Annotated in this window: 15 protein-coding genes; 9 read left to right on the top strand and 6 right to left on the bottom strand. The window is 70.2% G+C overall.

The window, feature by feature from the left end:
* Positions 1–8 precede the first annotated feature (8 nt).
* Positions 9–407 (bottom strand): hypothetical protein, encoded by a 399-nt coding sequence (locus OHS82_RS07435; RefSeq protein ID WP_328433552.1) that lies wholly within the window; start codon positions 405–407, stop codon positions 9–11.
* A 148-nt stretch (positions 408–555) separates the two neighbouring features.
* Between OHS82_RS07435 and OHS82_RS07440 the strand changes: the two genes are divergently transcribed.
* The 9 genes from OHS82_RS07440 to OHS82_RS07480 all read left to right on the top strand — a co-directional run bounded on the left by OHS82_RS07440 (position 556) and on the right by OHS82_RS07480 (position 15,840).
* Positions 556–2,661, top strand: coding sequence for an AAA family ATPase (locus tag OHS82_RS07440; RefSeq protein WP_328433553.1), 2,106 nt, complete (start codon positions 556–558; stop codon positions 2,659–2,661).
* Positions 2,654–3,892 carry an McrC family protein gene (locus OHS82_RS07445; protein ID WP_328433554.1) on the top strand — a complete coding sequence of 413 codons (1,239 nt, stop codon included), beginning with the start codon at positions 2,654–2,656 and terminating at the stop codon, positions 3,890–3,892. The genes OHS82_RS07440 and OHS82_RS07445 overlap by 8 nt, the downstream gene beginning before the upstream one ends.
* 270 nt (positions 3,893–4,162) lie before the next feature.
* On the top strand, positions 4,163–6,565 hold the full coding sequence (locus OHS82_RS07450) for an AAA family ATPase (RefSeq protein WP_328433555.1): 2,403 nt from the start codon (positions 4,163–4,165) through the stop codon (positions 6,563–6,565).
* Positions 6,562–6,957, top strand: a complete 396-nt coding sequence (locus OHS82_RS07455) for a hypothetical protein (RefSeq protein WP_328433556.1) — start codon at positions 6,562–6,564, stop codon at positions 6,955–6,957. Before OHS82_RS07450 ends, OHS82_RS07455 begins: the two co-directional genes overlap by 4 nt.
* 510 nt (positions 6,958–7,467) lie before the next feature.
* The gene (locus OHS82_RS07460) at positions 7,468–9,180 is read left to right on the top strand and encodes a DUF262 domain-containing protein (protein ID WP_328433557.1); all 1,713 of its coding nucleotides are present in this window, start codon (positions 7,468–7,470) and stop codon (positions 9,178–9,180) included.
* A 35-nt stretch (positions 9,181–9,215) separates the two neighbouring features.
* Positions 9,216–10,490, top strand: coding sequence for a type II toxin-antitoxin system HipA family toxin (locus OHS82_RS07465; RefSeq protein WP_328433558.1), 1,275 nt, complete (start codon positions 9,216–9,218; stop codon positions 10,488–10,490).
* Positions 10,491–10,593: 103 nt separating this feature from the next.
* Positions 10,594–12,396, top strand: a complete 1,803-nt coding sequence (locus OHS82_RS07470) for a DUF4357 domain-containing protein (protein WP_328433559.1) — start codon at positions 10,594–10,596, stop codon at positions 12,394–12,396.
* Positions 12,393–13,643 carry an McrC family protein gene (locus tag OHS82_RS07475; RefSeq protein ID WP_328433560.1) on the top strand — a complete coding sequence of 417 codons (1,251 nt, stop codon included), beginning with the start codon at positions 12,393–12,395 and terminating at the stop codon, positions 13,641–13,643. The genes OHS82_RS07470 and OHS82_RS07475 overlap by 4 nt, the downstream gene beginning before the upstream one ends.
* Before the next feature lie 40 nt (positions 13,644–13,683).
* Entirely contained in the window at positions 13,684–15,840 is a 2,157-nt protein-coding gene (locus OHS82_RS07480; RefSeq protein WP_328433561.1) for a UvrD-helicase domain-containing protein, read from the top strand.
* A gap of 9 nt (positions 15,841–15,849) precedes the next feature.
* Here OHS82_RS07480 and OHS82_RS07485 read toward each other — a convergent pair whose 3' ends face one another.
* From OHS82_RS07485 to OHS82_RS07505, 5 genes are all read right to left on the bottom strand, one after another.
* The gene (locus tag OHS82_RS07485) at positions 15,850–17,502 is read right to left on the bottom strand and encodes an N-6 DNA methylase (protein WP_328433562.1); all 1,653 of its coding nucleotides are present in this window, start codon (positions 17,500–17,502) and stop codon (positions 15,850–15,852) included.
* A gap of 166 nt (positions 17,503–17,668) precedes the next feature.
* The gene (locus OHS82_RS07490) at positions 17,669–18,967 is read right to left on the bottom strand and encodes a TIGR02679 family protein (protein WP_328433563.1); all 1,299 of its coding nucleotides are present in this window, start codon (positions 18,965–18,967) and stop codon (positions 17,669–17,671) included.
* On the bottom strand, positions 18,964–23,175 hold the full coding sequence (locus tag OHS82_RS07495) for a TIGR02680 family protein (protein WP_328433564.1): 4,212 nt from the start codon (positions 23,173–23,175) through the stop codon (positions 18,964–18,966). The genes OHS82_RS07490 and OHS82_RS07495 overlap by 4 nt, the downstream gene beginning before the upstream one ends.
* Complete coding sequence (locus OHS82_RS07500) at positions 23,172–24,509, bottom strand: TIGR02678 family protein (RefSeq protein WP_328433565.1); 1,338 nt, start codon at positions 24,507–24,509, stop codon at positions 23,172–23,174. The genes OHS82_RS07495 and OHS82_RS07500 overlap by 4 nt, the downstream gene beginning before the upstream one ends.
* Complete coding sequence (locus tag OHS82_RS07505; RefSeq protein WP_328433566.1) at positions 24,509–26,128, bottom strand: TIGR02677 family protein; 1,620 nt, start codon at positions 26,126–26,128, stop codon at positions 24,509–24,511. The genes OHS82_RS07500 and OHS82_RS07505 overlap by 1 nt, the downstream gene beginning before the upstream one ends.
* Between the last annotated feature and the right edge of the window lie 103 nt (positions 26,129–26,231).

Genomic DNA, 26,231 nt, shown 5'->3' on the forward strand with positions numbered 1-26,231 from the left:
TCGTCGCGTCACAGACCGGCCCGCTCCAGCAGGATCTTCAACGCCCCTGGCTTGACCTTCTGCACGGACCGAACCTGGCCGAGTTCCAGCTCGTCCCGGCCCACCGGGCTGCCGTACAAGGCGTCGGTGGGTTCGGGCAGTAGGGTCGCCTCGACCCGATAGCCGAAATCCGGGTCGTCGGGATCCTCCCGCGGTTTGTTGTCGACCTCGGCCACCGCCGCCACCGCCGACTCCGGATGACTGAAGAAGAACCACAGTCGGTCGCCCGGCTCCATGCGGTTACGTCGGCTGAGCCAGAAATCACTCTTCGGGTCATCGTGAGCAAGGCGACGCATGGTCTCCTTGCCGGCCGGCTCCCCGTCGAGGGTGTCCTTGTTCGGATTCAGGATGTAGATCCAGTCCTGCACGGCCTATCCCCTCGCCCTGACGCCCGTTGCCTGGGAGCCCATCTCGCACTACCGAGCATCGTGCCAGCCACCTGAGCCGCATGCAGCAAGTTGCCCAATCCCGCCGGGCTATGGGAAGGCCGTCTCGCGCTCCGGCATCATGGCCTCCATGACCAACGGGGTGGATGTGCGCGCAGCGGCGGCCGAGTTCGACCGGACCGCCGTGGCGGACGTCGAGGCGGCTGCCGAGGACGAGCGCAAGCAGGTGCTGTCCCAGTTTCCGTTGGAGGAGTGGGCGGAGCTGCCGCTGGAGCGCTATGCCCTCGGGCAGGGCGCGCCGCCCGGGTCGGGGCCGACCTACTGCCGACTCATGGAGTTCGGCACTCCCCATCTGGGGAGCATCAAGGGCGGCAGTGCCGCGAAGCACATCATGTACCACCACAACTCCGGCGAATGGCGGCTGGCCGCTCCCCTGCGCGGCATGGATCCGCAGGACGCGTGGGCGGAACTGCGCGGACAGTTCGTCCGTGCCTTCGACGCCGTCGAGGCAGGGGACTTCGAGGCCCTGGACGACCTCGAAGTGCTGAGATGCGGGCCGACGTTGGTGACGAAATCCCTGGCGACCTACTTCCCTCAGCACTTCCTGCCGATCTACGCGGCCGAGCACATGCGGACGTTCGTCACGCTGCTCGGCGGCGAGGCGCAGGCGGGGGTCCCCGCCGCGCGCACGAACCGTCAACTGCGTGAACTCGTGCGAACCCGTGAGGAGTTCGAGGGCTGGACGGGACAGGAGGTGATGCGCTTCCTGTACAAGCACTTCAATCCACGGCAACGCGCCATCTGGAAGATCGCCCCCGGCGAGCGCGGCCGCCTGTGGAAGGAATGCCGGGACGGCGAGTTCATCTGCGTCGGGTGGGACGAGCTCGGCGATCTCGGCCAGTACCAGAGCGACACCGAACTGCAGCAGGCCCTGGACGCGCACTGGCCGCGCAGCAGTGGCGGCAGCCTGACCCTCGCCCGCCGGCTGCTGGCCTTCCGGGATCTGGAGGCGGGAGACCGGATCGTCGCCAACCGCGGGACGGACGAGATCCTGGCCACCGGCAGGGTCGACGGGAGCTACCGCTACGACCCCGACCGGGCGGAGTTCCACCACGTCGTCCCCGTGGCCTGGGACCCTTCCCACGCGCAGAAACTTCCGAAGCCCCAGCACGGGTGGCGGTCGACCTTCGCCAAGGTCGACCCGTCCCTCTTCGCCCGGTTCACCACACACAGCACCGACTCCGTCTCCACCCCGGGTACGGGCCAGGCACAGGCTGGCACGCCCGTCCCGCTGCCCGATGACGTGCAGGTCGTACTGGACGCACTGGAGCGCAAGGGTCAGGTGATCCTCCACGGGCCGCCCGGGACGGGCAAGACCCGGCTCGCGCTCGGCACCGCCCTCGCCCTGGACGGCCGCGCGGACGCGCTCGGCGCCGACGCCCGCCAACGTGCCCAGGCGCAGGCCGAGATGCTGCACGGTGACCGGGTCCGCTTGGTCACCTTCCATCCCTCCTACGGCTACGAGGACTTCGTCGAGGGCTTCAAGCCGGACCTGAGCGCCACCGGCCCGGGGCTCACCCTCGCCCTCACGGACGGCCTGTTCCACAGCCTGTGCAGCCGGGCCGCCGCCGCCCCTCCCGACCAGAAGTTCTTGCTGGTCATCGACGAAATCAACCGCGGCGACCTGCCACGCATCTTCGGCGAGTTGATCACGCTCCTCGAACTCGACAAGCGGAACCTGCCGGTCGCCCTGCCCGTCAGCAAGCGCCGCTTCTCCGTACCGCCGAACGTCCGGGTCATCGGCACGATGAACACCGCCGACCGGAGCATCAGCCACCTGGATGCCGCGGTCCGCCGCCGCTTCGCGTTCCTGCCCGTGGGCCCGGACCCGGATGCCGTCTCCGGGACCGTCGGACCCCTGGACCTGGCCGCGTTCTTCGAGTCCCTCAACGCCCGCATCGCCCGCCATCTCGACGCCGACCACCAGATCGGGCACGCCTACCTGCTCCGCGACGGTGAACCGATCGCCACCGAGGAGGACCTGGCCGCGGCCTTCCACCACGAGGTGATCCCACTCCTGGAGGACTACTGCCTCGGCCGGGCGGAACTGCTGCACCGCATCCTCGGCGGCCTGGTCGACGCCGACACGGGGCGTCCGCTCCTCATGCCCCCGCAGGACCTGGCGGACGCGCTCGCGACCGAGTTCACCAGCGGCGTCCCCGGCCCGGATGCCTGACCGCGCCCCGGTCCGGCTCGGCGAGTACGAGTCCGCCCCGCTGGATTCCGATCAGCTCACTCCCCGGGACGTCGCTCGCCTGCACGCCCTCCAGGCACGGGGCTGCCTCACCCTGACCAGGGAGCGCACCGGATGGCGGCTCAAGGCCGACGCGACCGTCGGAGTTCTGGCCCTGGACCGTGTCCGCGTGGTCATCGCACCCAAGTTCGCCATTCCGGGAGAGCAGCTCATGAGCTGGCTCGCCTACGCCCTCGGCACTCCGGTCCCGGCGACGGCCAGGCGGTGGGTAACAGGCCCCGAGGGTTACGCCGACCTGGTCGCCGCCGCCCTGCTCGAAGAGTGCGAGCGGCTGCTACGGGAGGGACCGCGCCGGGACTACGTACGCCGCCGGAGCGTCGAACCGGTACTCCGGGGACGCCTGGACGTCGCCGCCCAGGCCACCCGCCGCTATGGGCAACTGGACCAGCTGCACGTCCGCACCTTCGACCGGGAGGCGGACATCTGGGACAACCGCGTTCTGGGGAGCGCACTGAGGGCGGCGATCGGCCTGACCGACAGCCCCGACCTGGCACGCGCCCTGCACGGCATCGCCGGTGCCTTCCCGCAGGCTCCGACCCCGGCCGCGGCGCTCCGCGCTCTGGACCGCACTCACTACACCCGCCTCAACGCCCGCTACCGGCCCGCCCACACCTGGGCCCGCCTGCTGCTGCGCGGCGGCGGCGTGACCGACCTGCTCACCGACCAAGGCACCACGGCGGACGGCCTCCTGCTCACCATGCCCGCGCTCTGGGAAGCCGTCGTCCGCCGTCTCGGCACCGAGGCCGTCGGCCTGCACGGGGGCCAGGCCGTACCCGGCGGAAGCGGCGTCGGCATCACCGTCCGCGGGGACTTGGGCAACGCCTCGACCTTCCGGCCCGACCTCCTGCTCAGCCTTCCAGGACACGACACGGGACAACGCACGCTGCTGCCCGTGGACGCCAAGTACAAGCGCTACGACCGCCACGGCGTGAGCGCGACCGACGTCCACCAGCTCCTCACCTACAGCAGCGGCTACGCGCCCGCCGACGCCCCGGTCTCCGTCATCGTCCATCCCCAGCAAGGCAGTCACACCCATCGGTCCCTGCAAGTACGGCGTGCGAAAGGCCTGTTGGGCACCATCCGCATTCTCGGCGTCGACACCCGCGCCACGCCGCAGCAGGCGATGGCGTGGATCGGCTCAGCACTGCGCTGACCACCACACGTCGCCCATCGCACGGCAGCCGTGGTCCGTGGGGAGGCCGACGGGCCTCGGCCCGGCGGATGGACCGGCTCGAGGCACCCCTTTTCGCACATAGGTGCGCCGTTCGAATCCGTGTACACGCACCACATCGACCCGATCCAAGTAAGTCCGTTGACGTCGCTAACATGTCTGCGGCATGCTCGGTCCGACAACGGCTCACCGTCCCCTCGCGTCACCTTGGGCACGACCGCCGCAGCCATCCAGCGCCCGAGGAGTTCGCACATGAGCGACACCAGCCTCCGTGACCTGCTCCTCGCCCGTCTGCCGGCTTCCGGACTCTCTGCCGAGGAGCAGACCCTGCTGCGGGATCTGCTGCCTGCCGCACAACCCCGGAGCGGTGGCCGTTCCGGGACCGTGTACATGCGGTCCATCACGGCCTCCGGCTGGCGCGGCATCGGGCCCGCCGCCACGGTCCGGCTGAATCCCGGCCCCGGTCTGACGCTGGTGGCGGGCCGCAACGGCTCCGGCAAGTCGAGCTTCGCCGAGGCCGCGGAGATGGCCTTGACGGGCGACAACTACCGCTGGCAGGGGCGCACTCAGGTATGGAAGAAGGGCTGGCGCAACCTCCACGAGCACTCCGCCCCCGAGGTCGCGGTGGAGCTCGGCTTCGACGCGGGCAGTGACGGTGAGGGCACCAGGGAGCCCGTGACCGTACGCCGGGTCTGGTACGGCGAAGGGCTCGAGGAGTCCCGTACCGTCGTGGAGGAAGCCGGACAGGCCACCGGCGAAGTCGTGCACGACGTGATCGACTCCGAGCAACTGTCATTGTACCGGCCGTTCCTCCCGTACACGCAGCTCGGTGCGGTGATCAACGGGCCGCTGACCACCCTGCACGACGAGATCGCCCGGATCCTCGGCCTCGAACTGCTCAGTGAAACCGACGCGGCGGCACGGGCTCGGGCCAAGACCCTGACCGACGCCGAGACCGCCGCGAAGGCCCTCACCGCCACCGTGATCCAGGAGTTGTCGGAGGTGGACGACCCGCGCGCCAAGGAGGCGATCACGGCGCTCTCCGGCAGGAGCCCCGACCTGGACGCCGTCCGGGCCCTGTTGCAGGGCCACGGCGCCGCCGACGAGGCACACCTCGCCCGACTGCGGCGGCTGGCCGATCTCGAGCCCCCGGACCGGCCGTTGATCGCGAAGGCCGTGACCCGGCTGCGCTCGTCGGCCGCCGCGGCCGACGACGCACGCCGCGGGTCCGCCGAGGACGCCAGGCAGTTGATCAAGCTGCTCGACGCCGCGCTGGAACACCGCCGCCGCCATCCCGACGTCTCCGACTGCCCCGTATGCGGCAGCACTGACCTCTTGGACCGCTCCTGGGCGGAGCGCACACGCGCGCAGGTCGAGAGGCTCCAGACGGAGGCCGCCGAGGCCGAGGCAGCACACCGTGAACTCGTGAACGCGGTGCGGGAGGTGCACGACCTGATGCGGCCAGCCCCTGTCTGGCTCCAGGCCGACGAGCCCTCCCTCGCCGCGCTGTGGCGGGATCTGGTCGCCTGCCGCACGGTTCGTGACCCGCGCGAGCTGGCCGACCGTGCGGAACGCGCTGCAGCGGTCCTCGGTGATGCCTGTGATCAGGTCCGAGAGGACGCCCGCCGACGGGTGACGGCGCAGGACGGCCGCTGGCAGCCCGTGGCCGCACGCCTGTCCGGGTGGTTGGGACAGGCGGAGGCCGCGCAGGCGGCGAAGCCCGCCCGCAAGCAGGTCAAGGCCGTACGCGACTGGGTGCGGGCGCTCACCGACGAATTGCGGGACGCCCGGTTCAAGCCGTTCGCCGACCAGTCCGGGCAGATCTGGCGACTGTTGTGCGAACGCAGCAGCGTCCTGCTGGGCGCGATCGGGCTCACCGGTGTCGGTCCGCAACGACAGGTCAGTCTCCCCGTCTCCGTGGACGAGGCCGACGCGCCCGCCTTCGGCGTCATGAGCCAGGGCGAACTGCACTCACTAGCCCTCTCCCTGTTCATCCCGCGCGCCACCCACCAGGAGAGTCCCTTCGGTTTCCTGGTCATCGACGACCCGGTGCAGTCCATGGACCCGGAGAAGGTCGACGGCCTCGCCAAGGTTCTCGACCTGTACGCGCGGCACCGGCAGGTCGTCGTCTTCACTCACGACACCCGGCTCGAAGAGGCCATCCAGCGGCTCGGCCTGAGGGCGACGGTCATGCGGGTGTCCCGGCAGACCGACTCGGTCGTTCATGTCACCTCCGTCAGCGACCCGGTGAGCCAGGCCCTGGCGGAGGCACGGGCCATCGCTCTCGATCCGCACCTTCCGCCGGAAGTCGCCGACCGGGTGCTCCCCTCGATGTGCCGTCTGGCACTGGAGGCCGCCTACCAGGACACCGCGCGGCGTGCCCTGCGCGCGGCCGGTTTCGGGCAGCGCTCCATCCAGGAGCAGGTCACCCGGCCGGGGCCCCTCACCGGCCTGGCGGCCCTCGCGATGGGCATGCGGGGCAAGGAGCGGAGCAAGGTGCTGGACGCCGTCACCCGCGACCACGGCCTCTGGGCCCGGGAGTTGATCCAGAGGCTGAACCAGGCATCGCACCAGGCGCCGGCCACGCCCGCCGGTGACCGCCTGACTCTGGTCGACCGTACGCAGCGGCTCGCCAAGGAGGTGCTCGCCCGGTGACCATTCCCCCGCTCTCCACCCGCGTTCTCCCCACGAACGAACTCCTGTCGGCCGCAGACCAGTTGCTCAATCCGCCGGACGACACCGCGCTCTCCCCCGATGTCCGGGCGCGCGCCGCGGCCACCCTGCTCCGGCTGGCCCTCGACGAAACCCTCGACGCCTTCTGGCGGTCGGTCAGCCCTCGCATGACCCTCAATGCCCGCACCCGCATGCTCTGCCTTCAGTGGTACGTCAGTCCCTCCGTCGCGCGCCAGTGGTACACCGTCTGGTCCGGTCTCAGCGCCGCCTGTCATTACCACACGTACGACCTGCCTCCCACCCCGACCGAGGTTCGAGCCTGGCACCAGGACGTGAGCGAGCTGCTCCGAGTCCTGGCCGCCGCCACCGCCTGAAGGACTCCCCCCTTTCCCGTACACGCGAGGAGCAGCACGTTGGACGCCCGCCGCTACCGCATGGTGGTCACCAGCCGCACCGATGGAGAGAGCCACCGGGGTCACCAAGGTGGGAACGCCCACGGTCTGCGGTTCCGGGTCCGGCGGTCGCAGCCGCCGGCGCTCCTCCTGGTCCCCGTCTTGTCCGCTCCGCGCTCGCCTTACCGCTGACCAGCGAATGGACGGGCCCCAACAGGTAGGAGTGCCGTGTCGAGCAAGGCCGGAACACCACAGCGCAACATCCGGAGATCTCTACGGGTAGTACCGTGTAGGTCACGTAGTCGACCGCCCGCGCACGCGTTTTCCAGGCGGTACGCACGCTGAGCGAGCACGTCGCGACATGGGTCCCGCCCGGCGGCCTGTGACGGGCGGCCGTTCCTCTCGGGCATCGACCTCTCCCCGGAAAAGCGTTGCCCACCGTCCGTCGTCACGCGAATCTGATCACATGAGCCGAAGCAGGGGGACACGGAGATGACCACCACAGGCCTGGACACCCAGCCGAGTGCGACCACGTATGAGCTGGGCGACCTCGTTGCCCAGGCGTGGAACGGCAGAATCCACGTCCCGCACTTCCAGCGTGATTTCCGCTGGGGCACCAGTGACGTGCTCCGTCTCTTCGACAGCATCGTCAAGGGCTACCCCATCGGAAACCTTCTCCTCTGGGTTCGCAAGACACCCCCGCGGTCCTTCACGCTGGGCCAGCTGAAGATCGACGCCCCGGCCTCTCCGGACGCCCTCTGGGTGGTGGACGGGCAGCAGCGCATCACCAGTCTCGCCAATGCCCTGAGCCCCGAAGGACACCTCCACGAGCCGTTCTCCATCTACTACGACCTCGCGGAGAAGAGGTTCATCGCTCAGCCCAAGACCCGTGAACCCCAGCACATCGCGTTGCCCGTTCTCTTCGACCTCAAGAGGCTCCTCGGCTGGTTCCGAACCGAGGGGGAACTGGTCGCGGAACTGTTCGACGAGGCTGACCGAGTCGCCACCGCGCTGCGCCAGTACAAGGTGCCCGCGTACCTCGTTCGGCAGGACGATCTCGACATCCTGACCGACATCTTCGACCGTATGAACAACTACGGAAAACGCCTCAACCGGGCAGAGATCTTCTCCGCGCTGTATGCGGGCCCCGAGGAGGGGGCGGCGGAAAGGCTGAATCTCTCCCGGATCGCCGACCGCATCGCGACCAGGACCGGCTTCGGCACCATTGACACGGACACCGTGCTCGCGTCGATCCTCGCGCGTCGGGGGCCGGATCCCTCTCGGGACATCCGTAATGAGTTCACGTCCGTCGGCCGCCGCACCGCTCCGGAGTTCGAGGACGAAGATCAGTACTCCGCATACGGTGAAGGTGAGGAGGCCCTGGTCCGCGCCATCGCATTCCTGCAGAGCGAGGCGCAGGTGCCGCACCTCGCACTCCTCGTCTATCGGGCGTTGCTGGTCGTCATGACCCGCTTCTTCGCCCACTTCCCCGAGCCGGAACCCAACACCCGTCGGCTGCTGCGCCGGCTGTACTGGCGTGTGGCGGTGTCCGGGCCCGCCGTCTTCAAGGGAAGCTTCACCCAGGTGTCGAGGGTGCTGTGCGCCCGAATCCGCAAGGGCGACGAGCACGGTTCGATCATGGGGCTCATGGACGCCATGGCGGAGGCTCAGCCGTCGATTCCGACAATCGAGCGCTTCCGAACCAACGAGGCCGCCGCGAAGATCATCCTCAGCTCGTGGTGGTCCCTGCGTCCCCGCTCTCTGGTCACCGGTGCGCCCTTCGACGTCCAGGATCTGTCGACGCTGCTTGCCGACCAGAAGACCGCCGGCACGGTGGCACACGTGATCTTTCCGCGTGGGCTCACCGCTCAGCAGGTGCTCTACGCGGCGAACCGCTTGTTCCTGCCCAGCGCCGAGGACCCGGTCTCGGAGATCACCACCTTGCTCGCCCGCCGTCCCGATCACCTCGACGACGCCACCTGGGAGAAGGTTCTGGCGTCACACACGATGAACCGGGAGACCAGCCAGGCTCTCGCCGGAGGGGACCGCGAGGCATTCCTGTACCGGCGGCAGGAGATCATCCAGCAGCACCTGGCGCAATTCCTCGGCCGAATGGCGGAGTGGGACTACGAGGACACACCGTCATTGGACACCCTCGACTTCGACACCCTCGAGGAACTCGACGAGCCAGAAGAGATGTTCTGACCAGTCCACCCTTCGTGAACAGGACACCATCGCGGATGACCACTCTCGTGGAGACGTACTATGCCGTCCTCCTGCACTCCCGCCGGATCGGCACGCTCTGTCAGAAGGGCGACCACACACGTTTCGTCGTCAACGAGTCCTATGTGACCGACCCGCAGCGCCCCGTCCTGGGGTTGCGCTTCGAAGAGAATCTGAGGGCGCCCTACGCTTCTGCGCTGCGGCTGCCCCGCTGGTTCTCCAACCTGCTGCCCGAAGGTCCTCTGCGGGAATGGATCGCCGACGACCGCGGTGTCTCCCTGGACCGTGAGATGGAGCTTCTGGCTCAGGTGGGACACGACCTGCCGGGGGCTGTCCAAGTGCTGCCCGCCGAGGGGCCCGACGATGGTTGGGAATGGTCTGACAGCGCACCTGCACAGGCGGGGAAGCGGCCCGGGGGGGCCTACGGTTTCCCCTCCGACTCGCCGTGGCGGTTCTCCTTGGCCGGCGTCGCCCTGAAGTTCTCGATGCTGGCCAGGGGGGATCGGCTGACGGTACCCGCCGCGGGCCAGCACGGCGACTGGCTGGTCAAATTTCCGGACTACCGCCATGCGGATGTACCGCGCAATGAGTTCACCATGATGTCCCTGGCGAAGGCAGCGGGGCTCGACGTCCCCGACGTACGTCTCATGCACCGCGATGAACTCGACGGCCTTCCCGACCGCATGTGGCCGAACAACGAGCAGTGGGCCTACGCCGTACGCCGTTTCGACCGCTCTCGGGACGAGCACCGCACCCCCGTCCACATCGAGGACTTCGCGCAGGTCCGCGACAAGTACCCGCAGGACAAATACCAGTCCACGTTCGAGACGGTCGCGGCCATCGCCCATCGTGGCCATGACGTCGACTCGCTGCGCGAGACCGCCCGACGCATCGCCTTCTCCGTGGTGGTCGGGAACGGGGACGCCCACCTGAAGAACTGGTCACTGATCTACCGTGACAGGCGGTTCCCGTCCCTCTCCCCGGTGTACGACTTGGTGTCCACCGCCCCCTACGCGCCCAGCGACGAACCGGAGGATCTCGGACTCAAGTTCGGAGGGAGCAAGTCTTTCGGACGAGTCCGACTCGCAGCCTTCGACAGACTTGAAACCGCCCTTGGGCACCGATTCGGACCAACTGGTGCACGTCTGCGGGACGAGGCCGTCGCAACCATCGAACACGTCCGCAGCCTCTGGCCGCAGTACGCGGAGAACCTGGTGGAGAACCCGAGCCTGCGCGAGTCCATTGGGGCGTGGATCGCCGACTCCGCCCGACGCCTGCTAGCCAGGTCCTGACAGCTCTCATCCTGCGACGGGAAAAGGTCGTAGCCCGGAGATCGCCTGGGGCTGACGCTACGCTGCCGACACGATCGGACTACTGGTACAGAGGGGGAGGTTCATGGCCGACGAGTACCCTGAGTTCCTGCTGACCCTGCCGAACGGTGGGCCGCAGGCCCGAGGGCGGGTGTTGCCCGAGAAGGGGATGAACGGAAGTCTGAAGTTCCTCGTCCTCGCGGGCTCGCCCGTGCATCCCGAGGAAACCCCCGGCATCCCGCCGTATCCCGCGGCCCAACGGGAGAAGCTGGTCGCGGACGGCGGCATCCGCAGAGGGTCGGCCCGGTGGCAGGGCCACTGGGAGACGACACGGGACATCGAGTGCAACTCGCCCTCCGCGGCCGCCTCCGTGGTAGCGGGGCGCAGCACAGATGGCCTGGCACAGTGGCGCACGGAAGAAGGCTTCCCTCTCGTCGACTACCTCGGGAGCTCGTGGCGGACCCCGCACAAGACCTGGCTGGTGCGGGGCTCGAACGTGTCGGGCCGCGACCTCGTGAAGCGCCTGTGGGTGCCCGACGGATGGGTGACCCTCTCGGCCACGCATCTACCGCAGGTGGACGAGGCGGACCCCACCAAGAGCGTGCTGCGGCAGTACGTGCAGGAGGGGTACGACGCCACCACCTCGTACAGTCAGAAGCAGACCATGGTGGACGAGCTGCACTGCTTCCTGACCCAGATGCGGTTGGGCGACACCCTCTGCGCCATCTCCGACGGACAGTTGTACGTGGGCACGGTCACCGGTGAGGCCGAGCAGGTCGAGTCCGAGGGTGGACTGTCCAATCTGCGGCGGAGAGCCGGCTGGAGGCCTGCGGGCATTCCGTACGACGAGTTGCCGGAGGCTCTCCAGCAGAAGCTCTCGATCCAGCACGACGTCGTCGACCTGACGCCCGTCCAGGCCCTCGTCGAGGGGCTGGGCCGAAGCGACGAGGAGCTGACGAAGGAGGCCAAAGCCATAGACCGGGATCCGAGTGTCGAGATCCCGGCGATCGTCGCCCGGCGTGAGCCCGAGCTGCCCGAGCCCACGGACGGGCTGGCGGACGACCTCCTCGTGCACGACACCGCGTGGCTGCGCGAAGTGCGTGATCTGCTCGCGGACGACCGTCAGCTGGTGCTCTACGGGCCGCCAGGCACCGGCAAGACGTACCTGGCGTTGAAGCTCGCCGAGTTCCTCGGTGGCGGGCCCGAGCAGGTCAAGCTCGTGCAGTTCCACCCCTCCTACGCCTACGAGGACTTCTTCGAGGGCTTCCGGCCGCAGGAGGACCCGCAGACCAGGGAGGTCGCCTTCCGGTTGACCGCCGGCCCGCTGCGTGAGCTGGCCGACCTGGCCTCCCGCGAGGGCAACCGGCACATCCCGCACTTCCTGATCATCGACGAGATCAACAGGGCCAACCTGGCGAAGGTCTTCGGCGAGCTGTACTTCCTGCTGGAGTACCGCAACAAGTCGGTGCGGCTCACCTACTCCGGTGACGACTTCGCGTTGCCGCCGAATCTCTTCGTCATCGGCACGATGAACACCGCCGACCGGTCCATCGCCCTCGTGGACGCGGCCATGCGCCGTCGCTTCGCCTTCGTCGAACTGTCACCGCGCACGGAGCCGACTCGCGGTCTGCTGCGCCGCTGGCTGGCCAGGGAAGGCAAGGACGCGGAGCCCGCCGACCTGCTCGACGCACTCAACTCCCGTATCGACGAGGCGGATTTCCGCATCGGGCCCTCGTACCTGATGAAGAAGGGCGTCTACCGGGAGGGCGGACTGGAGCGGACCTGGCGGACGAAGATCCTGCCCCTGCTGGAGGAGCATCACTACGGGGAGGGCGTGGACATCGAGAGGCGGTACGGTCTGGCCGCGCTGCGGGAGTCGCTGGGATGACGCCCGCAGTGGACGCGGTGCGGTCCGTCGAACTGGTCGAGCACGCGCCGGCGGCCCGTCTCGCCCTGCCGGACGCCGTCGGCCGTGCCCTCGCCGCTTCCGACATCGTGGACGCGGCCCCCGACCCGTACGTGCCCGGGTTCTGGTCACTGCGGGCCGGTAGCAAGGTGGGCGCCGTGGCCGTCACAGCATCGGACGGCAGCTCTCCGGTCACCGTACGCGTCACGCCCAAGGTGCCCGTCGCACGGCTCTTCTTCCTGCTCGGCTACAGCCTCGACCCGAAGCGGACTTGGCGAGACGGGGAAGTCGAGGTCGCCGAGCACCGCGATCTGCTGCCCGCGCTCGCCCACGCCGTGGAGCGGCAGGTGGACGGGGCCCTGCGACAAGGCCTGCTGCAGGGATATCGGGCGGCCGAGGAATCCTTGCTCGTCGTCCGCGGCCGGATCAGAGAGGCCGAACAGATCCGGCGGCGCTTCGGGGCGATGCTGCCGGTCGAGTTGGCATACGACGAGTTCACCACCGACATCGCGGAGAACCGCATCCTGCGCGCGGGCGTCGAGCGTCTCCTTCGGCTGCCCGGTGTGCCGCGCGACGTACGCCGCAGGCTTCTCCACCAGCGTGCCCGGCTCGCCGACGTGACCATGATCGTGCGCGGTCAGCCGCTCCCCGACTGGCTGCCCAGCCGCCTCAACGCCCGGTACCAGCACGCCCTGCGTCTCGCCCGCGCGGTACTGGACGGCGTCTCCGCCGAGCACACGCCCGGCGGGCTGCGCATCGACGGCTTCCTCTTCGACATGAACAGGCTCTTCGAGGACTTCGTGACGACCGCCCTGCGCGAGACCTTCCGGAAGCGGGGCCGGGGCCAGGGTCCGGGCGTCCACACCGCCCGCCTCCAGGACCCGCACCACCTCGACGCCGCCGCCGCGATCCGCATGAGACCGGACCTCGTGCTGTACGGGCCGGACGGCATCCCGTGCGCGGTCGCGGACGCCAAGTACAAGGCCGAGCGGCCGGGCGGCTATCCGGACGCCGACCTCTACCAGATGCTGGCGTACTGCACAGCCCTCAACCTGCGCGAGGGACACCTCGTGTACGCGAAGGGAAATGCCCCGCACGCCGCCCACCGGGTGCGTCACGCGGGCATCGTCATCCATCAGCACGCCCTCGATCTGGACCAGGAACCCGTCGGACTGCTCGCGGAGATCGAGGAGCTGGCCGAGCGGTTGGCGAACACCCCGCGCGTATGATCGACTGCGGAGTGTCCGTTCAGGATGGGGAGTTCACCTCGTGCCGCAGCTCGCGTTCGCCAACAGTTTCTGGGAGAGCTACGACTCACTGGAGAAGCCCGTCAAGGCCGGCGTGCGCAAGGCGATGCAGAAGTTCCAGTTGCTCTCCGTGCCCGAGCTGCACGCGGACAAGGGGCTTCACCTCGAGTCCGTGCAGAACGCGCAGGACACCCGCATGCGGACCATCCGCATCAACGACTTCTGGCGCGGTGTCGTCCTGGCCCCAGACGACGGCAGTGATGTGTTCCTGCTCGTCAACGTCGTACGGCACGACGACGCGTATACCTGGGCAGCCAAGAGGCTGTACACCACGAACTCCGCGACCCGGGCACTCGAAGTCCGCAACGTGGTCGCGCTCGAACAGCTGACTCCGGCGCTGGAGAAGGCGGCCGCCGCCGCCGGCTCCCTGCTCTTCGCGAAGTACTCGGACGGCGTGCTGCGCGAACTGGGCATCGACGACCAGGTGCTGCGCGCGGTGCGGACCATCGTCGACAAGGCGCAGCTCAAGGCGTTCGAGACACTGCTGCCCGAGGACCAGTGCGAGGTGCTCCAGTATCTCGCCGAGGGGTTCGGTCCCGACGAGGTGTACCGGGACGTGGTCGCCGTCCGCCGTCCGGTAGACGCGGGCCCCGCCCCCGAGGAGAGCCTCGCCGTCGCCATCGCCAACACCAAGAGCCGCATCACCCTGGTCAGCGGCCCCGAAGAGCTGGCGGACATCCTGGAGAAACCGTTCACGGCCTGGCGGGTGTTCCTGCACCCCTCGCAGCGGCGGGTCGCCTACCGGATGTCGTACGGCGGTCCGGTCCAGATCACCGGCGGTCCCGGCACGGGCAAGACGGTCGCGGTCCTGCACCGCGTCAAGCACCTCCTCTCCCGCTCGCCCGACACCCGGGTCCTGCTGACCACCTACACGAACGCCTTGGCGGGCTCGCTGCGCGAGAACCTGTCGCTGTTGCTGGACGGGGACGAGGCGCTGCTCGGCCGCGTCGACGTGACCACCGTCAACGCGTATGCGCACGGCGTCGTGACCCGGCTCGACCGCATGTCCCCCTCCCCCGTGAACGACCGGGAAGAGCGGCAGCTGTGGCAGCGGGTCGTCAAGCAGCTGGGACTGCCGTGGACGGAGCAGTTCCTGGCCCAGGAGTACCGGCACGTCGTGCTCGCCCAGGACCTGCGCACCGCCGACGCCTACCGCACAACCCTGCGGCGCGGTCGCGGCAGCGCGCTGCCTTCGGCGCGACGCGATCACCTGTGGTCGGCAGTCGAGCTGTTCGAGTCGATGCTGCGGGCCCAGAAGGCCACCACGCACCTGAAGGTGTGCGCGCGGGCGGCCGAACTCCTTGCCGGGTCGGCGCCCACGCACGACCACGTCGTGGTCGACGAGGCGCAGGACCTGCACCCCGCGCAGTGGCGTGTGCTGCGCGGCGCGGTGGCGCCCGGCGGCGACGATCTGTTCATCACGGGCGACCCGCACCAGCGCATCTACGACTCGAAAGTTTCACTCGGCTCCATGGGCATCTCGGTGGCCGGCCGGACGCACCGTCTGCGGATCAATTACCGCTCGACGGAGGAGATCCTCATCTGGTCGACGGGCATCCTCAGCCCGGTCTCGGTCGACGACCTGGGCGGCGAGGGCAGGGACACCCTGGCCGGTTATCGCTCCCTGCTGCATGGGCGGAGGCCGCACGTGGACGGGTACGGCTCCGAGCAGGCGGAGATCGCCGCGCTCGTCGAGCGCGTCGAGGGCTGGATCGCCCAGGGCATCCGGCCGTCGGAGATCGGTGTGTGCGCACGATTCAATGTGCTGCTCGACAAGGCTTACGACAGGCTGGCCGCGGCCAAGGTCCCGGTGGTCCGGGTCAGGGACAACCCCGGGCCCGACGCGGACGGGGTGCGACTCGCCACCATGCACGCCATGAAGGGGCTGGAGTTCCGCTGTGTCGCCGTCCTGGGTGTGACGGCGAGCGCGATGCCTTTCGCCCGCGAGGTGACGCCGGCCTCCGTGGACGCGCTGCAGCGCGACTCGGATCTGCTGCGAGAGCGGTGCCTGCTGTTCGTCGCGTGCACGCGCGCGCGGGAGGCTTTGGCGGTGACCTGGAGCGGGGCGGCCAGTTCGTTCGTGCCCCGACCGAATCTGCTCACGGACCAGGCGGTCTGACGCTCCGCGTCACCTTTCCGGGGCGAGCGCGCCGTTGCCGAGCCCGTCCCTTGCCAGGGTCGCCGCGTCCCGACTCAGCTCCACCACTCTGCGCGCTCGCTCCTCGAACTCCTGGAGCGCGCGGAAGGCCGCCCCGTACCGCCGTTGCTCGGTGATGTCCATCTGCGGGATGCGGGCGCCCTTGCCGTCAAGACGGAAGGTGCCGCTATTGCTCGTGGAGCGCCGGGTGTTGGCCCCGCTGCGCAGAAAGCCCTGGAGGTAGTCGGTGTCGAGCTGGTCGCTGATCGAGACCGGTTCCGGATCGCCGTACTCGACGAGCCCTGCGCGCGCGAGGTCGGCGACGCTGACAGTGGGGCCGTCCAGCGAGCCCGGGCCGTCGGCCGCGACCAGCGCTGGCAGCAACTCCGACAACAGCCTCACCTGCTCGGTCAGATCCCGCCGCAAGGTCTGATATTCAACCGCGTAGTCGCGATGGGAATCCTCGACATGACGGCCGGGCGTGAGATCCACGGCGTCGTCAAGCAGATCGATCAGGGGAACTTCCGCCATCTGCTCGGGAGCCGGTTCCAGTGAGGCGTCCGGATCGCCCGCCGTCAGATCGACCATGCGGACGCTGGTGACGGCATCCCCCAGGGTCCGCGGGCGGCGCAGCTGCCAGAGGTGGACCGGAAGCGCATGCGAGGCCGCTGTGCCGGACGGAAGGGCGGTGACCTGGGTGAGAATGCCCCGTCGTACGAGCTCGGCGCGGATACGGCGGCCCGCTTTGCGGTAGGCGACCGAGGCGGGCAGGACCATGAGGACACGACCGCCGGGCGCGGTGTGCGCATAGGCGTGCTGCAGCCAGGCGAGTTCCCCTTCCGCACGAGACGGGGTGCCGAACTCCCAGCGCGAGTCGAGCAACAGATCCTCCCGCCCCCAGTCGGGTTCACCGACTGGGGGGTCACAGACCACCAGGTCGGCCTGGAGGTCCGTCCACTGGTCGTCACGCAGGGAGTCCCCCATGACGATGCCGACGTCGATGCGCCCGGTGAGGTCGGCCCACAGTTGCGCGAACATGGCCCTGTGGGCGTTGGACTCCTGCCCGCATCGTCTGGGGCCTTGCTCGGGACCGACGGCGAGCAGGAGGGAGCCGATACCGCAGGCTGGGTCGAAGATGGTCGCGTCAGGTGCCACCTCACCGGCGAAGTGGCGTACGGCACGGACGACCCGTGGTGAGGTGACCTGGTCCGATCCGGTCCGTCGTACGGAGTCGGTGTAGCGCTCTGCGAGGACGTTCACCACCTGTGCCGCGCCACCACTCGCGGCCAGATCCCGAGCGAGCCGGACGACGTCCGCCGGAAGCTCATCACGCGCCTCTCCCTCGATGAGGAGGCGGGCGACATCCACGAGCCCACCGAGCATCTCGTCGCCGTACACTCCGCGCAGCGCCTGCCAGAGTTGCACCTCCACGGAGACGTCCTGCCCCTTGCGCTGCCTGTCCAGCCATGCCTGCACCTCAGCCAGGTCGAACAGCGGACTGTTGACGCCCCCGCCGGCCGGCTTGGGAAAGTCGTCGTAACGTCGCCGCCAGTTCGAGACGGCGGCGCGGGTGACGCCCGCCAGCCTGGCGATCTCAGAGCCGGTGACCAGCGGGGTGGCCTCTGGGGCCGGAGCGTCCGTCATACGGACAACCGTACACAGGGCCAATCCAGCTATCAATGGTTGCATTTGTTGACGGCGTTAACAATAGAATGTCGACACTTATCACGTGTATCCGCTTGTGGTGTGTGCCGTCAGGGGGTCCGCTGTGGTGTGTGCCGTCAGGCGGTCCGCCGCCCGGCCGGAGCCTTCACCCGAGGTCCTCCAAAAGCAGATCCAGCGCCGCCTCCTCGTGGAGCGCGATTCCCAGGGCGTCCATGGTGGGGGCCAGTTCCGCGTCCCACACCGCCTCGGCCGGCGTTCCGACGAGGGCCACTTGCGGTGTGCCGTACACCTGCGTGCGGGCCGCGAGGTACTCGTAGTCGGCCGCGCGCATCCGCCATGGCTCGGCTCCGTACCGATGCGTGATCCGGTTGGCCAGCGCGATCCCGGGCCAGTCGAAGTCACCGTGGTAGGCGAAGGTGCAACCGGACGCCGCCAACGCGTCCAGGAGGGTGAGAACGACCGTCGTGGCGCTCCCCGACGTGCAGACCAGGGGCGCCGTACGGCCGGTGTCGGCCGCGGCCTCGACCACGCGTGGGTTCTCGCAGACGCGGACGTGGGTGCCAGGCGGCACCTCCAGCCTCAGTGTGCGTAGCTCGCGCAGGGTCACGTGAGTTTCCATGTGGTGGTCGGCGCGCTCGCGCAGGGCCGCCTCCCGCCACGTGCCGCCGGTGGGGCGCAGGCCGAGTGTGAGCACCGTGCTGGAGACTTCGTCCGGGGCGACCGAGGCCATGCGCCACAGGGCCCGGCGCGCGGGCGCGTCTGCGGGGAGCTCGACACCGTTCGCCAGCGCGATGCCGCGCAGGACCAGTCGGGACAGCAGCGTGCCGTCGTCCAGGCCATGGGCCGAGCCGGTGGCGCGGGTGGCCAGTTCGCCCCGGCCCCAGGCGGCCGGGGCGGGGCGTGGGGCCGTGCCGGGGAAGAGCATCGCCAGGACCTGGACGGCCTGGGTGATCACGGTCGCCGCGGACTTCGGATCCTGGCGGGCGAGTGTGCCGCCGCGTCGTATCTCCTCCAGCCACTGTGCCGTCCAGGGCTGGGCGGACAGCGATGTGGCTTCCACCTCCGTCTGAGCCGCTGACGACACGCGGGCTCGTTCGGCCGCCGCCGCGTCGCGGACCGCCCGGCGGTCCGTGAGGGGCGGCCCCAGTTCCTCCAGCGTCGAGGCCAGGCCCCGTCCGACCGCGCTGGTGCGCAGGCGGGTGTCCAGGTCCGGCAGGCGGATCGTGGTGGTGGGGCCGGTGATCGATCGAGACAGGAGGAGGGACAGTGCCTCGCGCTCCGGTGCGTCCAGGTGCTCGAGTCTGATGGTTCCGGCCGGTCGGAGCCCGTTGCGTTCGAGCCGGGTCCGTGCCGCCGTCCAGAGGCGGGTGAGGCCCGGCCGGGTGAGAAACGCGAGGGCTTCGTCGGCCGGAGGGTGCTCGTGGGCTCTCTCACGTCCTGTCATACCGACATCAGCCTTCGCTGCCGCCCGTTCCACGTGTAGTGGAGCGTGGCCACGCCCCGCGCACGCGGGTCCCGCAGACACTCGTAGATCTGGAGGGACGGTACGTCGGGCCAGTTGCCGATCAGTCGCTCACTGGTGAGGACGAAGTCGAGGTCGAGGTCGACCAGAATGCGGCCGAGGCGGGCGTGCGTGGGCTCGTCCACCTTGGCGAACGCGTCGTCCAGGAGGATCAGTCGGGGGGTGTGCGGGGCGGTGTCGGCGAGACTGGTGAAGTGCGCTGCCGCAGCGGCGAAGAGGACCAGGTAGGAGAGGACCCGCTGTTCGCCTTGGCTCAGGCCCGTGCGGCCGGAGAGCTTACGGCGGCTGCCCGGTGCCGCGTCGTCGACCACCCAGGGGGTGAAGGCGAACCAGCCCCGGTAATCCAGGGCCGCGCGCAGGTGGGCCGCATAGCCGGCGGCCGGGTCGGCGCGGCGGGCGTCCTCGATACGACGCTGGAGGACGTCGCGGAGTTGTTCGGACTGCTCACGGGTGCGTAGCCCGGAGGGGCTGCGCAGGAGGTCGACGGCCGCCTTGACGTCGGCTTCGACACCGTCCGCCAGCTTCCAGTCCAGGGTGACGCCCAGGCCGTGTGAGGTACGCACCGTGGCGAGGGTGCCGTTGAGGGCGGCGACCAGGGCGCCTGCGGCGAGCACCTGCGAGGACAGATGGTCACCCAGTTCTCCCGTCAGGAAGCGCTGGAAGACCTCGCGTTCGCGCTCCGTCAGACGGTCACGTGCCTCGGCGGCCTCGGCCGCGATGCGCTCGCCGACCACGGCGATGTCGTGCGGGCCGTGGTCGTCGACGAGCCGGCACAGTTTGATGCCGTCGTGTTCCTCGATCGTCGCGTCGTAGCCGCCGGAGAGCTGGTCGCGCAGGTCGGTGTGGCGGTTGAGGAGGGTGGTGTCCGAGATGTCATGACGTTCGGCGTCCAGGCCGCGACGCACGGCGTCTCCCAGCAGGCGCAGCGCCGCGATGCGGTCGCGCACGTCGTGGTGGACGGGATCAGGGGACTTCAGGGCCCCGTCGTCCGCGCCGGGGTCGAGACCCGCCCCTCTCAGCACGCCCGGCAGCGAGAGGGCCGTACGCAGTCTTTTGCCGCAGGCCAGCACCTCGGTCTCCTGGCCGGCGAGTGCCCCGCGCCGCACCCTCTCGTCCTCTTCCGCCCGTACGCGCAGGTCGTGCACCTCGGCCAGGTCCCTTCGTGTGTGCGGGAGTTGGCGTCCCACCGCCTTCAGACGGCGCATCGCCGCGGCCTCCCGGGCGAGGATCTCCTGCTCCGTGGCTCCGAGGGCCCCTTCCATGGCCTGGACGGTTCGGCGGGCGGTCTCCAGGCGGCCGAGCGGCTCGGAGTAGTCCGACTCGGCCTCCCGTCGGGCGGACTCGGCGCGCGCGTAGTCCGTCCGGCCGCCCTGGTGGCCGTCGGCCGTGGACAGGACCGTGCGCACGCGCCGACGAAGGCGCTGCGCACCCTGCCCGAGGCGGTCCAGGGCCAGACGGACCGTTTCCAGTGCGGCCGGGTCCGCCGGGAGGTCCTGGGCACTCGCCGTCGCCTCGGTCTCGCGCCGGGCTGCGACCGCGCGGGCACGTGCCTGCTCCGCTTCGCGGGCGGCCGCGGACGCCTGCGAGGCGAGGGAATCCGCGGTGCGCTCGGCCTCGGTCGTACGGGCCCACGCATCCGTCAGCCCACGTGCCGAGGGCGGCCGGCGCAGGGTGTCGCCGACCCGGTCGCGGTGCTCGGTGAGGATCCGCAGGCCGTGCCGGCGTTCCGCCAACTCGCCTTCCAGGTCGGCCAGTCCTCGGTCGAGTTCCGCCAGCGCCCGGCGGCGCGTCTCCGCACGCACCTCCGCACCGACGTACTCGGCGGCCTTCTTGGTGTGGCGGCCATGGGCGATGCCGAGCCGCCAGGAGCCGTCGGTACCGATCACGCTGGGCGGCCCCGCCTCTGCCGTCTCGTCCACCGGGCCGGCATCGCTGATGCGACCCCCGAGCCCGGCCAGAGCCACCGCCGCCAGCACGCGCTCGATCTGCTCCGCCGTCACTCCGGCGTCGGGGGCGGCGACCGCTCGCAACACCCGAGCGAGCGTCGGCCCGGCCACAGGTGCTCCCGGGACCACGAGGGTGTCATGGGTGGTGGGGTCGAGGACCGCGCCGTCTGCACGCACCCAGGCGTCGAGCAGACCGCTCGCTTCCAGCGCGGCCTCCAGCCCTGCTCGCGCGTCCGGCTCCAGGTCGTGGGCGAAGTCCACCAGCCGGTACAGGGGCGCTCCCGTGCCGGGCGCGCGGGGGGCCGTGCGGTGGGGCGGAGGCGGAGGCTCGGGGTCGGTGCGGCGTTCCCATTCCTCGCGCCTGCGTCGGAGGCGGTCCTGCTCGGCTTCCAGTTCGCGGACGGCCAGGGCGACGTCGTCACGCTCCGCGCCCAGCTCCGCCAACCATGGGTCGACGGCCGACCGGGCCGCCTCGGCCACCTCGTCGGGGGTCTGCGCGGGCAGCGGACCGTCGACCGGGTCCTGCGCGACAAGGGCGTCCACGGCATCCAGGGACACGCGGGTGGAGGTCCGCAGCGGCTCGCTCCAGTCTCTGGCCGCGACGGCGTACGCCTCCGACTCACGGGCGGTTTCATGTCGGCGTTCGTCGGCCCGGGTCCGCGCGTGGTCCGCCTGTTCCTCCAGTCGTTCACGGGCGGCGTCGGCCTCGTCCGCCTGCCTCTGCGCCTCACTCGACCGCTCGATGAGAGCGCCCAGTTCCGTGACGAACCTGACGCGGTTCCTGATCACCGGCTGCGCGACGTCGAGTCGGGCGTCCCAGGCCCGCAGCGCGGTCGTGCACGTGTCGGTGTCGACCGCCAGCACCTCGCCGTGTCGTACCAGGTGGAAGTCACCCTCAGGTGCGGTCAGTTCGGCTGTGGCGGCGGGCGTGACCGGTGCGACGGGCGTCGCCACGGGCTCCCCCAGGTGCACGGGATCGATCCCGGACCGCTCGGCTTCCCGGACCAACTCGCCGTGTGTGGTGCTCAATTCGACCAGCTCTTCCCCGAGTCGTCGGGCCTCGGCGGTGAGACGCCGCCCCGCCTCCTCCTGGTTGCCGTGCGCCTGGCGGACTGCCTTGAAGGCGGTGGCGGCAGCGCTGTGCAGGGCGGTGACCGTGGCGCGTTTCTCCCCGAGCTCCTGCAGGCTGCGATATCCGGCGCCGGCGTGCAGGGCGGCCAGGTCCGTCTCAGCTGCATTCGACTCGGCCGTGAGGGTTTCGACGCGGGCGTCGAGTTCCTGCTCGCGCTCGCGGAGCCCCTCGGCCCTGCGCGCCGCGTCACCCGCGGACCTGCGGTGCTCCATCAGTTGCTCCAGCTCACCGGTGACCTGGTCCGTGCGGCGGCGCAGCGCCCCGTGCAGATAGCCGCGGTAGCCGGTGAGGAAGGTGCGCAGGGCCTGGTCGGTGCGTTCGAGGCGTCCGAGGTAGGCCCTCACGGAGTCCAGGTCGTCCAGACTACGGGCGACCTTCTCCACGACCTCGTCGTCGAGGGCGGGCAGGGTTTCGGCGAGGACCGAGACCAGCCCGCCGGAGTCGATGCGGTCGCCGATGGTGGGACGGCGCAGACGGTGCAGTAGGTGGAGCAGGTTGCGGTAGCGCGCCGGGTCGGTGAGGCCGAACAGTTCGCGGGCGACCCTGGCCCGGTGCTCGACGGCGCGGTCGGTGACGTTCTCCGAGCCCACGAGTGACTTGAGCTGGTCGACAGGGAGGGGGCGCCCGGCGGGGGCGAGGTCGAGGCCCTCACCGATGCGCAGTCGCGTGGTGAAGAAGAACGGCTTCGCCGTCTTGGTCGACTGGGACGCGCGGATGGCCGCGCCGATCGTCAGATGGTGGTCGTTCCCGTGCTCGTCCGTCCGCACGAACTCCAACCACAGATGGCCCAGCCTGTTGGTCTGCTCGAAGCCGTCGAGCATCAGCCAGGCCAGCGTGGTGCGTCCGGTTCCCGTGGCGTCCAGCGCACGGGCGTCGCCGTCGAGGAGGTAGGGCAGCAGCATCTCCAGGGCCTTGGACTTGCCGGCGCCGTTCTTGCCGCGCAGCAGCAGGCGGCCCTCGCCGAAGGCGAACTCCTGCTCGTCGTACTGCCAGACGTTCCGGATGCCCGCGCGGTGCAGTCGGTAGCGGTGCGGGGTCGGCGGGCGGTTCATCGGGGCAGCTCCTCGAAGACGTCGTCCGCTGGGGACCGGTCGGTACGGGGTTTGACGGCCACCGTGGTGGCGTAACGGGCGGCTGCGGCAAGCAGAATCCAGCCTCCGTCCGGACGGTCCTGGCCCCGCGCCTGAGCGACATCGGTGACCGAACGCCCGTCGGCCACCGTCTGCTCGTATCCCTCAGGCAGGCCGTGGCCGTCCGCGCGCACCGGCCCGGCGGGAGCCATCAGACGCATCCGGCCGAGGAGATCGAGTACGGCCGCGAGGAATCCGTCCCGGTCCTCCAGGTGGCCGCGTTGCCAGTTGGCGCGCCTGCCGTACTCCTCGATCAGTTCGTCGAGCAGGTCGGGGAGCAGCCCGTCCGGGACGGGTACGCCGATGACCAGCCGTCCGCCGATCGCCGGGTGGCCCGGGTCTTCGGGACGCAGCCGGTCGACCAGCCGCTCCACGAGGAGCAGCGCGGCTTGAGCCACCGTGCCCGTGCCCGGCAGGTGCAGGTCGGTGAGTTCGTCCTCGACGTCGACGAGGGCGATGCCCTCGGCGCGGATCTCGGCTTCCAGGCCGAGCAGTTCGGAGAACGCCTGCGCCTCGCGGCGCTGCCGGGTGCGCAGCCATTCGCGCTCGGCGTCCGTGAGGTCGTCGAGGTGGACGACGGGGGTTTCGACGAGCCGTCTGCGAACGTAGGTGCGTGGCCCGCCGAAACCGGGGTCGGCGGCGCGGCGCACGAGGTCCGCGCCGTCGCGACTCTGGGCGAGCGGGCCGGCGACGATGGCTCGCGCGATCTCGCGGTCCACGGTCAGCAACGCCTCACCGGCCCGCTCCTCGGCAACGGCCCCGACATGCCCCTCGGTCTCGACCAGAACGCCCCATTCGACGAGTTGCCGCAGGGCGGCCGCGAGGGTCCGCCGCTCGGCCTGCCGCCCGGTGTCGGCGATCTCGATGCCGGCGTCGACGGCCGCGGCCCGAAGGTCGGCGACGAGTTGGGAGAGCAGGAGCTGTTCCGGCGCGGTGACGAGGACCGACAGGGCGAGGGCCAGGTAGGCGTAGGTCCGCGGGCTGAACGGCGTTCCGGTCGACGGTCGTTCCAGACGGTGACCCGAGCCCGGGCCGAGGCCCGCCTTGAACAGCCGGGCGTAGGACGCCTCCACGAGCAGGCGGTATCCGAACACCTGCTGGAAACGTTGGGCCAGCCAGTCTGCGTGGCGCCGGATCAGTGGAAAGGTGTCGCTGTGCGGTCCGGTGCTGGTGACCAGGGGGTGGGCCAGCAGGAGCCGGGCGGCGGTGCGGCGCTCGGCCGCGAGGGCGACGTCGTGCGCAGAGGGCAGGGGCATCAGGCGCTCTCCTCCCCCATCGCCGGTGCGGATGTGCTCCCGGCGGCCAGGGTCTCGACGGCCAGGGTCTCGACGGCCAGCGAGAGATCGTCCGCCGTCAGGTCGCCGTCCACCGAACGCAGGACGCTGGACCGGCCGGGGGTGCGCCACGCGGTCAGCCGGATACCGAGATCCGCGTCCTCCGCCAGCGCGCCGTCGAGCAGGAAATCGCCGGGGTCCCTGCTCAGCCGGGCGTTGCCGAGAGCGGTCGTCAGGAGCTCCAGGAGCAGTCGCATACCCGGGGCGCTGAGGCGCACCTGGTCGAACCTGCCCGAGGCGCTGCGCAGTTCGTCGCCAGCCGCCTGCCGGGCCTCGGCCTGTTGGCGTGCCTGCTCCATGAGGTGACGCTTCTGCTCGGAGTGGTCCTCGGCGGCCGCGGCCCGTCCACGCGGAGCTCTGCTGCCGCGCTCGCGCAGCGCCACCGGCACGTCCACCACGGGTCCTGTCCACCAGCTCACGTAAGCCGGAACGGACCGGTCGGGGTCCGGTGCCACCCCCAAGTGGCGTGCGCCGTAGAGCCCGAAGGCGGCGACCGCCAGGTCGTGGGCCTCTTCCGGCTCTGCCGCGTCGAACCAGGCCGCGAGCCTCAGCAGGTCCTTGCGACGGGACATCTCGCCGGACGCCGAACGCAGCATCCGCTTCGCGTTGGCGAGAAGCGACTGCAGGGCCCGCAGGGTGGCGTCCCGGAGCTGATCCACCTGGCTGGAGTGCCCTCCGGTGTCGGTGAACCACTCTCGCAGCCCCTCCCAGTCCGCGATGTCCCGTCCGCGGCTGCGCTGCACCCGCGTCTCGGTCAGCCCGTCGGCGAGTGCACCCATGCCCGCCGCGTGTGCGTCGATCCGGGCGAGCAGCCCGGGCAGGTGGGGCCGGACGGCGTCCAGGTGAGCCGCGATGCGCGGGGCCCGGAAGGAGACGTCCTCGGTAATGGCCTCGACGTAGTCGAGCAGCAGCTCCTTGAACCCCTGGTACTCGGCCGAGTCGAGGTCGTAGCGCGCCAGCACCTGGCCCAGATAGGCGTAGAAGTCCCGGACGGACTCGGCGAATTCGGCGAATTGCACGAAGAGCGTACTGATCCGCTCCAGCGCCTGCTGCGGATCGGCACCACCCGGCGCCGCGGCCATGGCGGCGATCTCGCGCAGTCCGCGATCGACGAGAACCAGCAGCTCGCTGCTCACCTCGCGTGCCGCGTCCGCCCCGGCCAGTACCTCGTCCGCGCCCCGCTGCACGCGCTCCCCCAGCTTCGACAGCTGGTAGCGCGACCGCGAGCGCTGGTATTCGGTGATGCTGGCCGCTTTGACAGTGTGCGTGCTGCGCAGCAGATTGCCCCAGCGTACGAGCTCTTCGAGCCTGCGGGTGAGCGTTTCCGCGTCCAGCGCCGCACTCGGGACGTCCTTCTCGGCCAGCTTGGCAAGAAGGTCGGGTACGGACAGGTCGGCGAGCAGCGTGCCGCAGAACACCCGCATCACCGCGACGTACTCCAGGCGCTCGGGCGCGCTGAGGTACGCGAACGCGCTCAGCCGTCGCCAGGCCTCCGCGTCGGCTTCCTCCCCGAGTGGGACTGTCCGCTCGTTCCCCTCCATGCCGTCGAGGGTACGGACCGCTACTGACACCCCGGAGGAGTGTTGCGGAAAAGCGGCCGTTCGCGTATCGGATCCCGGGCCTTCCCCCATGAAGGTGGGCACG

Source organism: Streptomyces sp. NBC_00425, from assembly GCF_036030735.1.
In the GTDB taxonomy this organism is placed as follows: Bacteria; Actinomycetota; Actinomycetes; order Streptomycetales; family Streptomycetaceae; genus Streptomyces.

Bases quoted from the DNA above. Each gene is read 5' to 3' on its own strand.
- OHS82_RS07440 (WP_328433553.1), top strand. From the start codon at position 556: ATGACCAACGGGGTGGATGTGCGCGCAGCGGCGGCCGAGTTCGACCGG.
- OHS82_RS07445 (WP_328433554.1), top strand. From the start codon at position 2,654: ATGCCTGACCGCGCCCCGGTCCGGCTCGGCGAGTACGAGTCCGCCCCG.
- OHS82_RS07450 (WP_328433555.1), top strand. From the start codon at position 4,163: ATGAGCGACACCAGCCTCCGTGACCTGCTCCTCGCCCGTCTGCCGGCT.
- OHS82_RS07460 (WP_328433557.1), top strand. From the start codon at position 7,468: ATGACCACCACAGGCCTGGACACCCAGCCGAGTGCGACCACGTATGAG.
- OHS82_RS07465 (WP_328433558.1), top strand. From the start codon at position 9,216: ATGACCACTCTCGTGGAGACGTACTATGCCGTCCTCCTGCACTCCCGC.
- OHS82_RS07470 (WP_328433559.1), top strand. From the start codon at position 10,594: ATGGCCGACGAGTACCCTGAGTTCCTGCTGACCCTGCCGAACGGTGGG.
- OHS82_RS07475 (WP_328433560.1), top strand. From the start codon at position 12,393: ATGACGCCCGCAGTGGACGCGGTGCGGTCCGTCGAACTGGTCGAGCAC.
- OHS82_RS07485 (WP_328433562.1), bottom strand. From the start codon at position 17,502: ATGACGGACGCTCCGGCCCCAGAGGCCACCCCGCTGGTCACCGGCTCT.
- OHS82_RS07490 (WP_328433563.1), bottom strand. From the start codon at position 18,967: ATGACAGGACGTGAGAGAGCCCACGAGCACCCTCCGGCCGACGAAGCC.
- OHS82_RS07495 (WP_328433564.1), bottom strand. From the start codon at position 23,175: ATGAACCGCCCGCCGACCCCGCACCGCTACCGACTGCACCGCGCGGGC.
- OHS82_RS07500 (WP_328433565.1), bottom strand. From the start codon at position 24,509: ATGCCCCTGCCCTCTGCGCACGACGTCGCCCTCGCGGCCGAGCGCCGC.
- OHS82_RS07505 (WP_328433566.1), bottom strand. From the start codon at position 26,128: ATGGAGGGGAACGAGCGGACAGTCCCACTCGGGGAGGAAGCCGACGCG.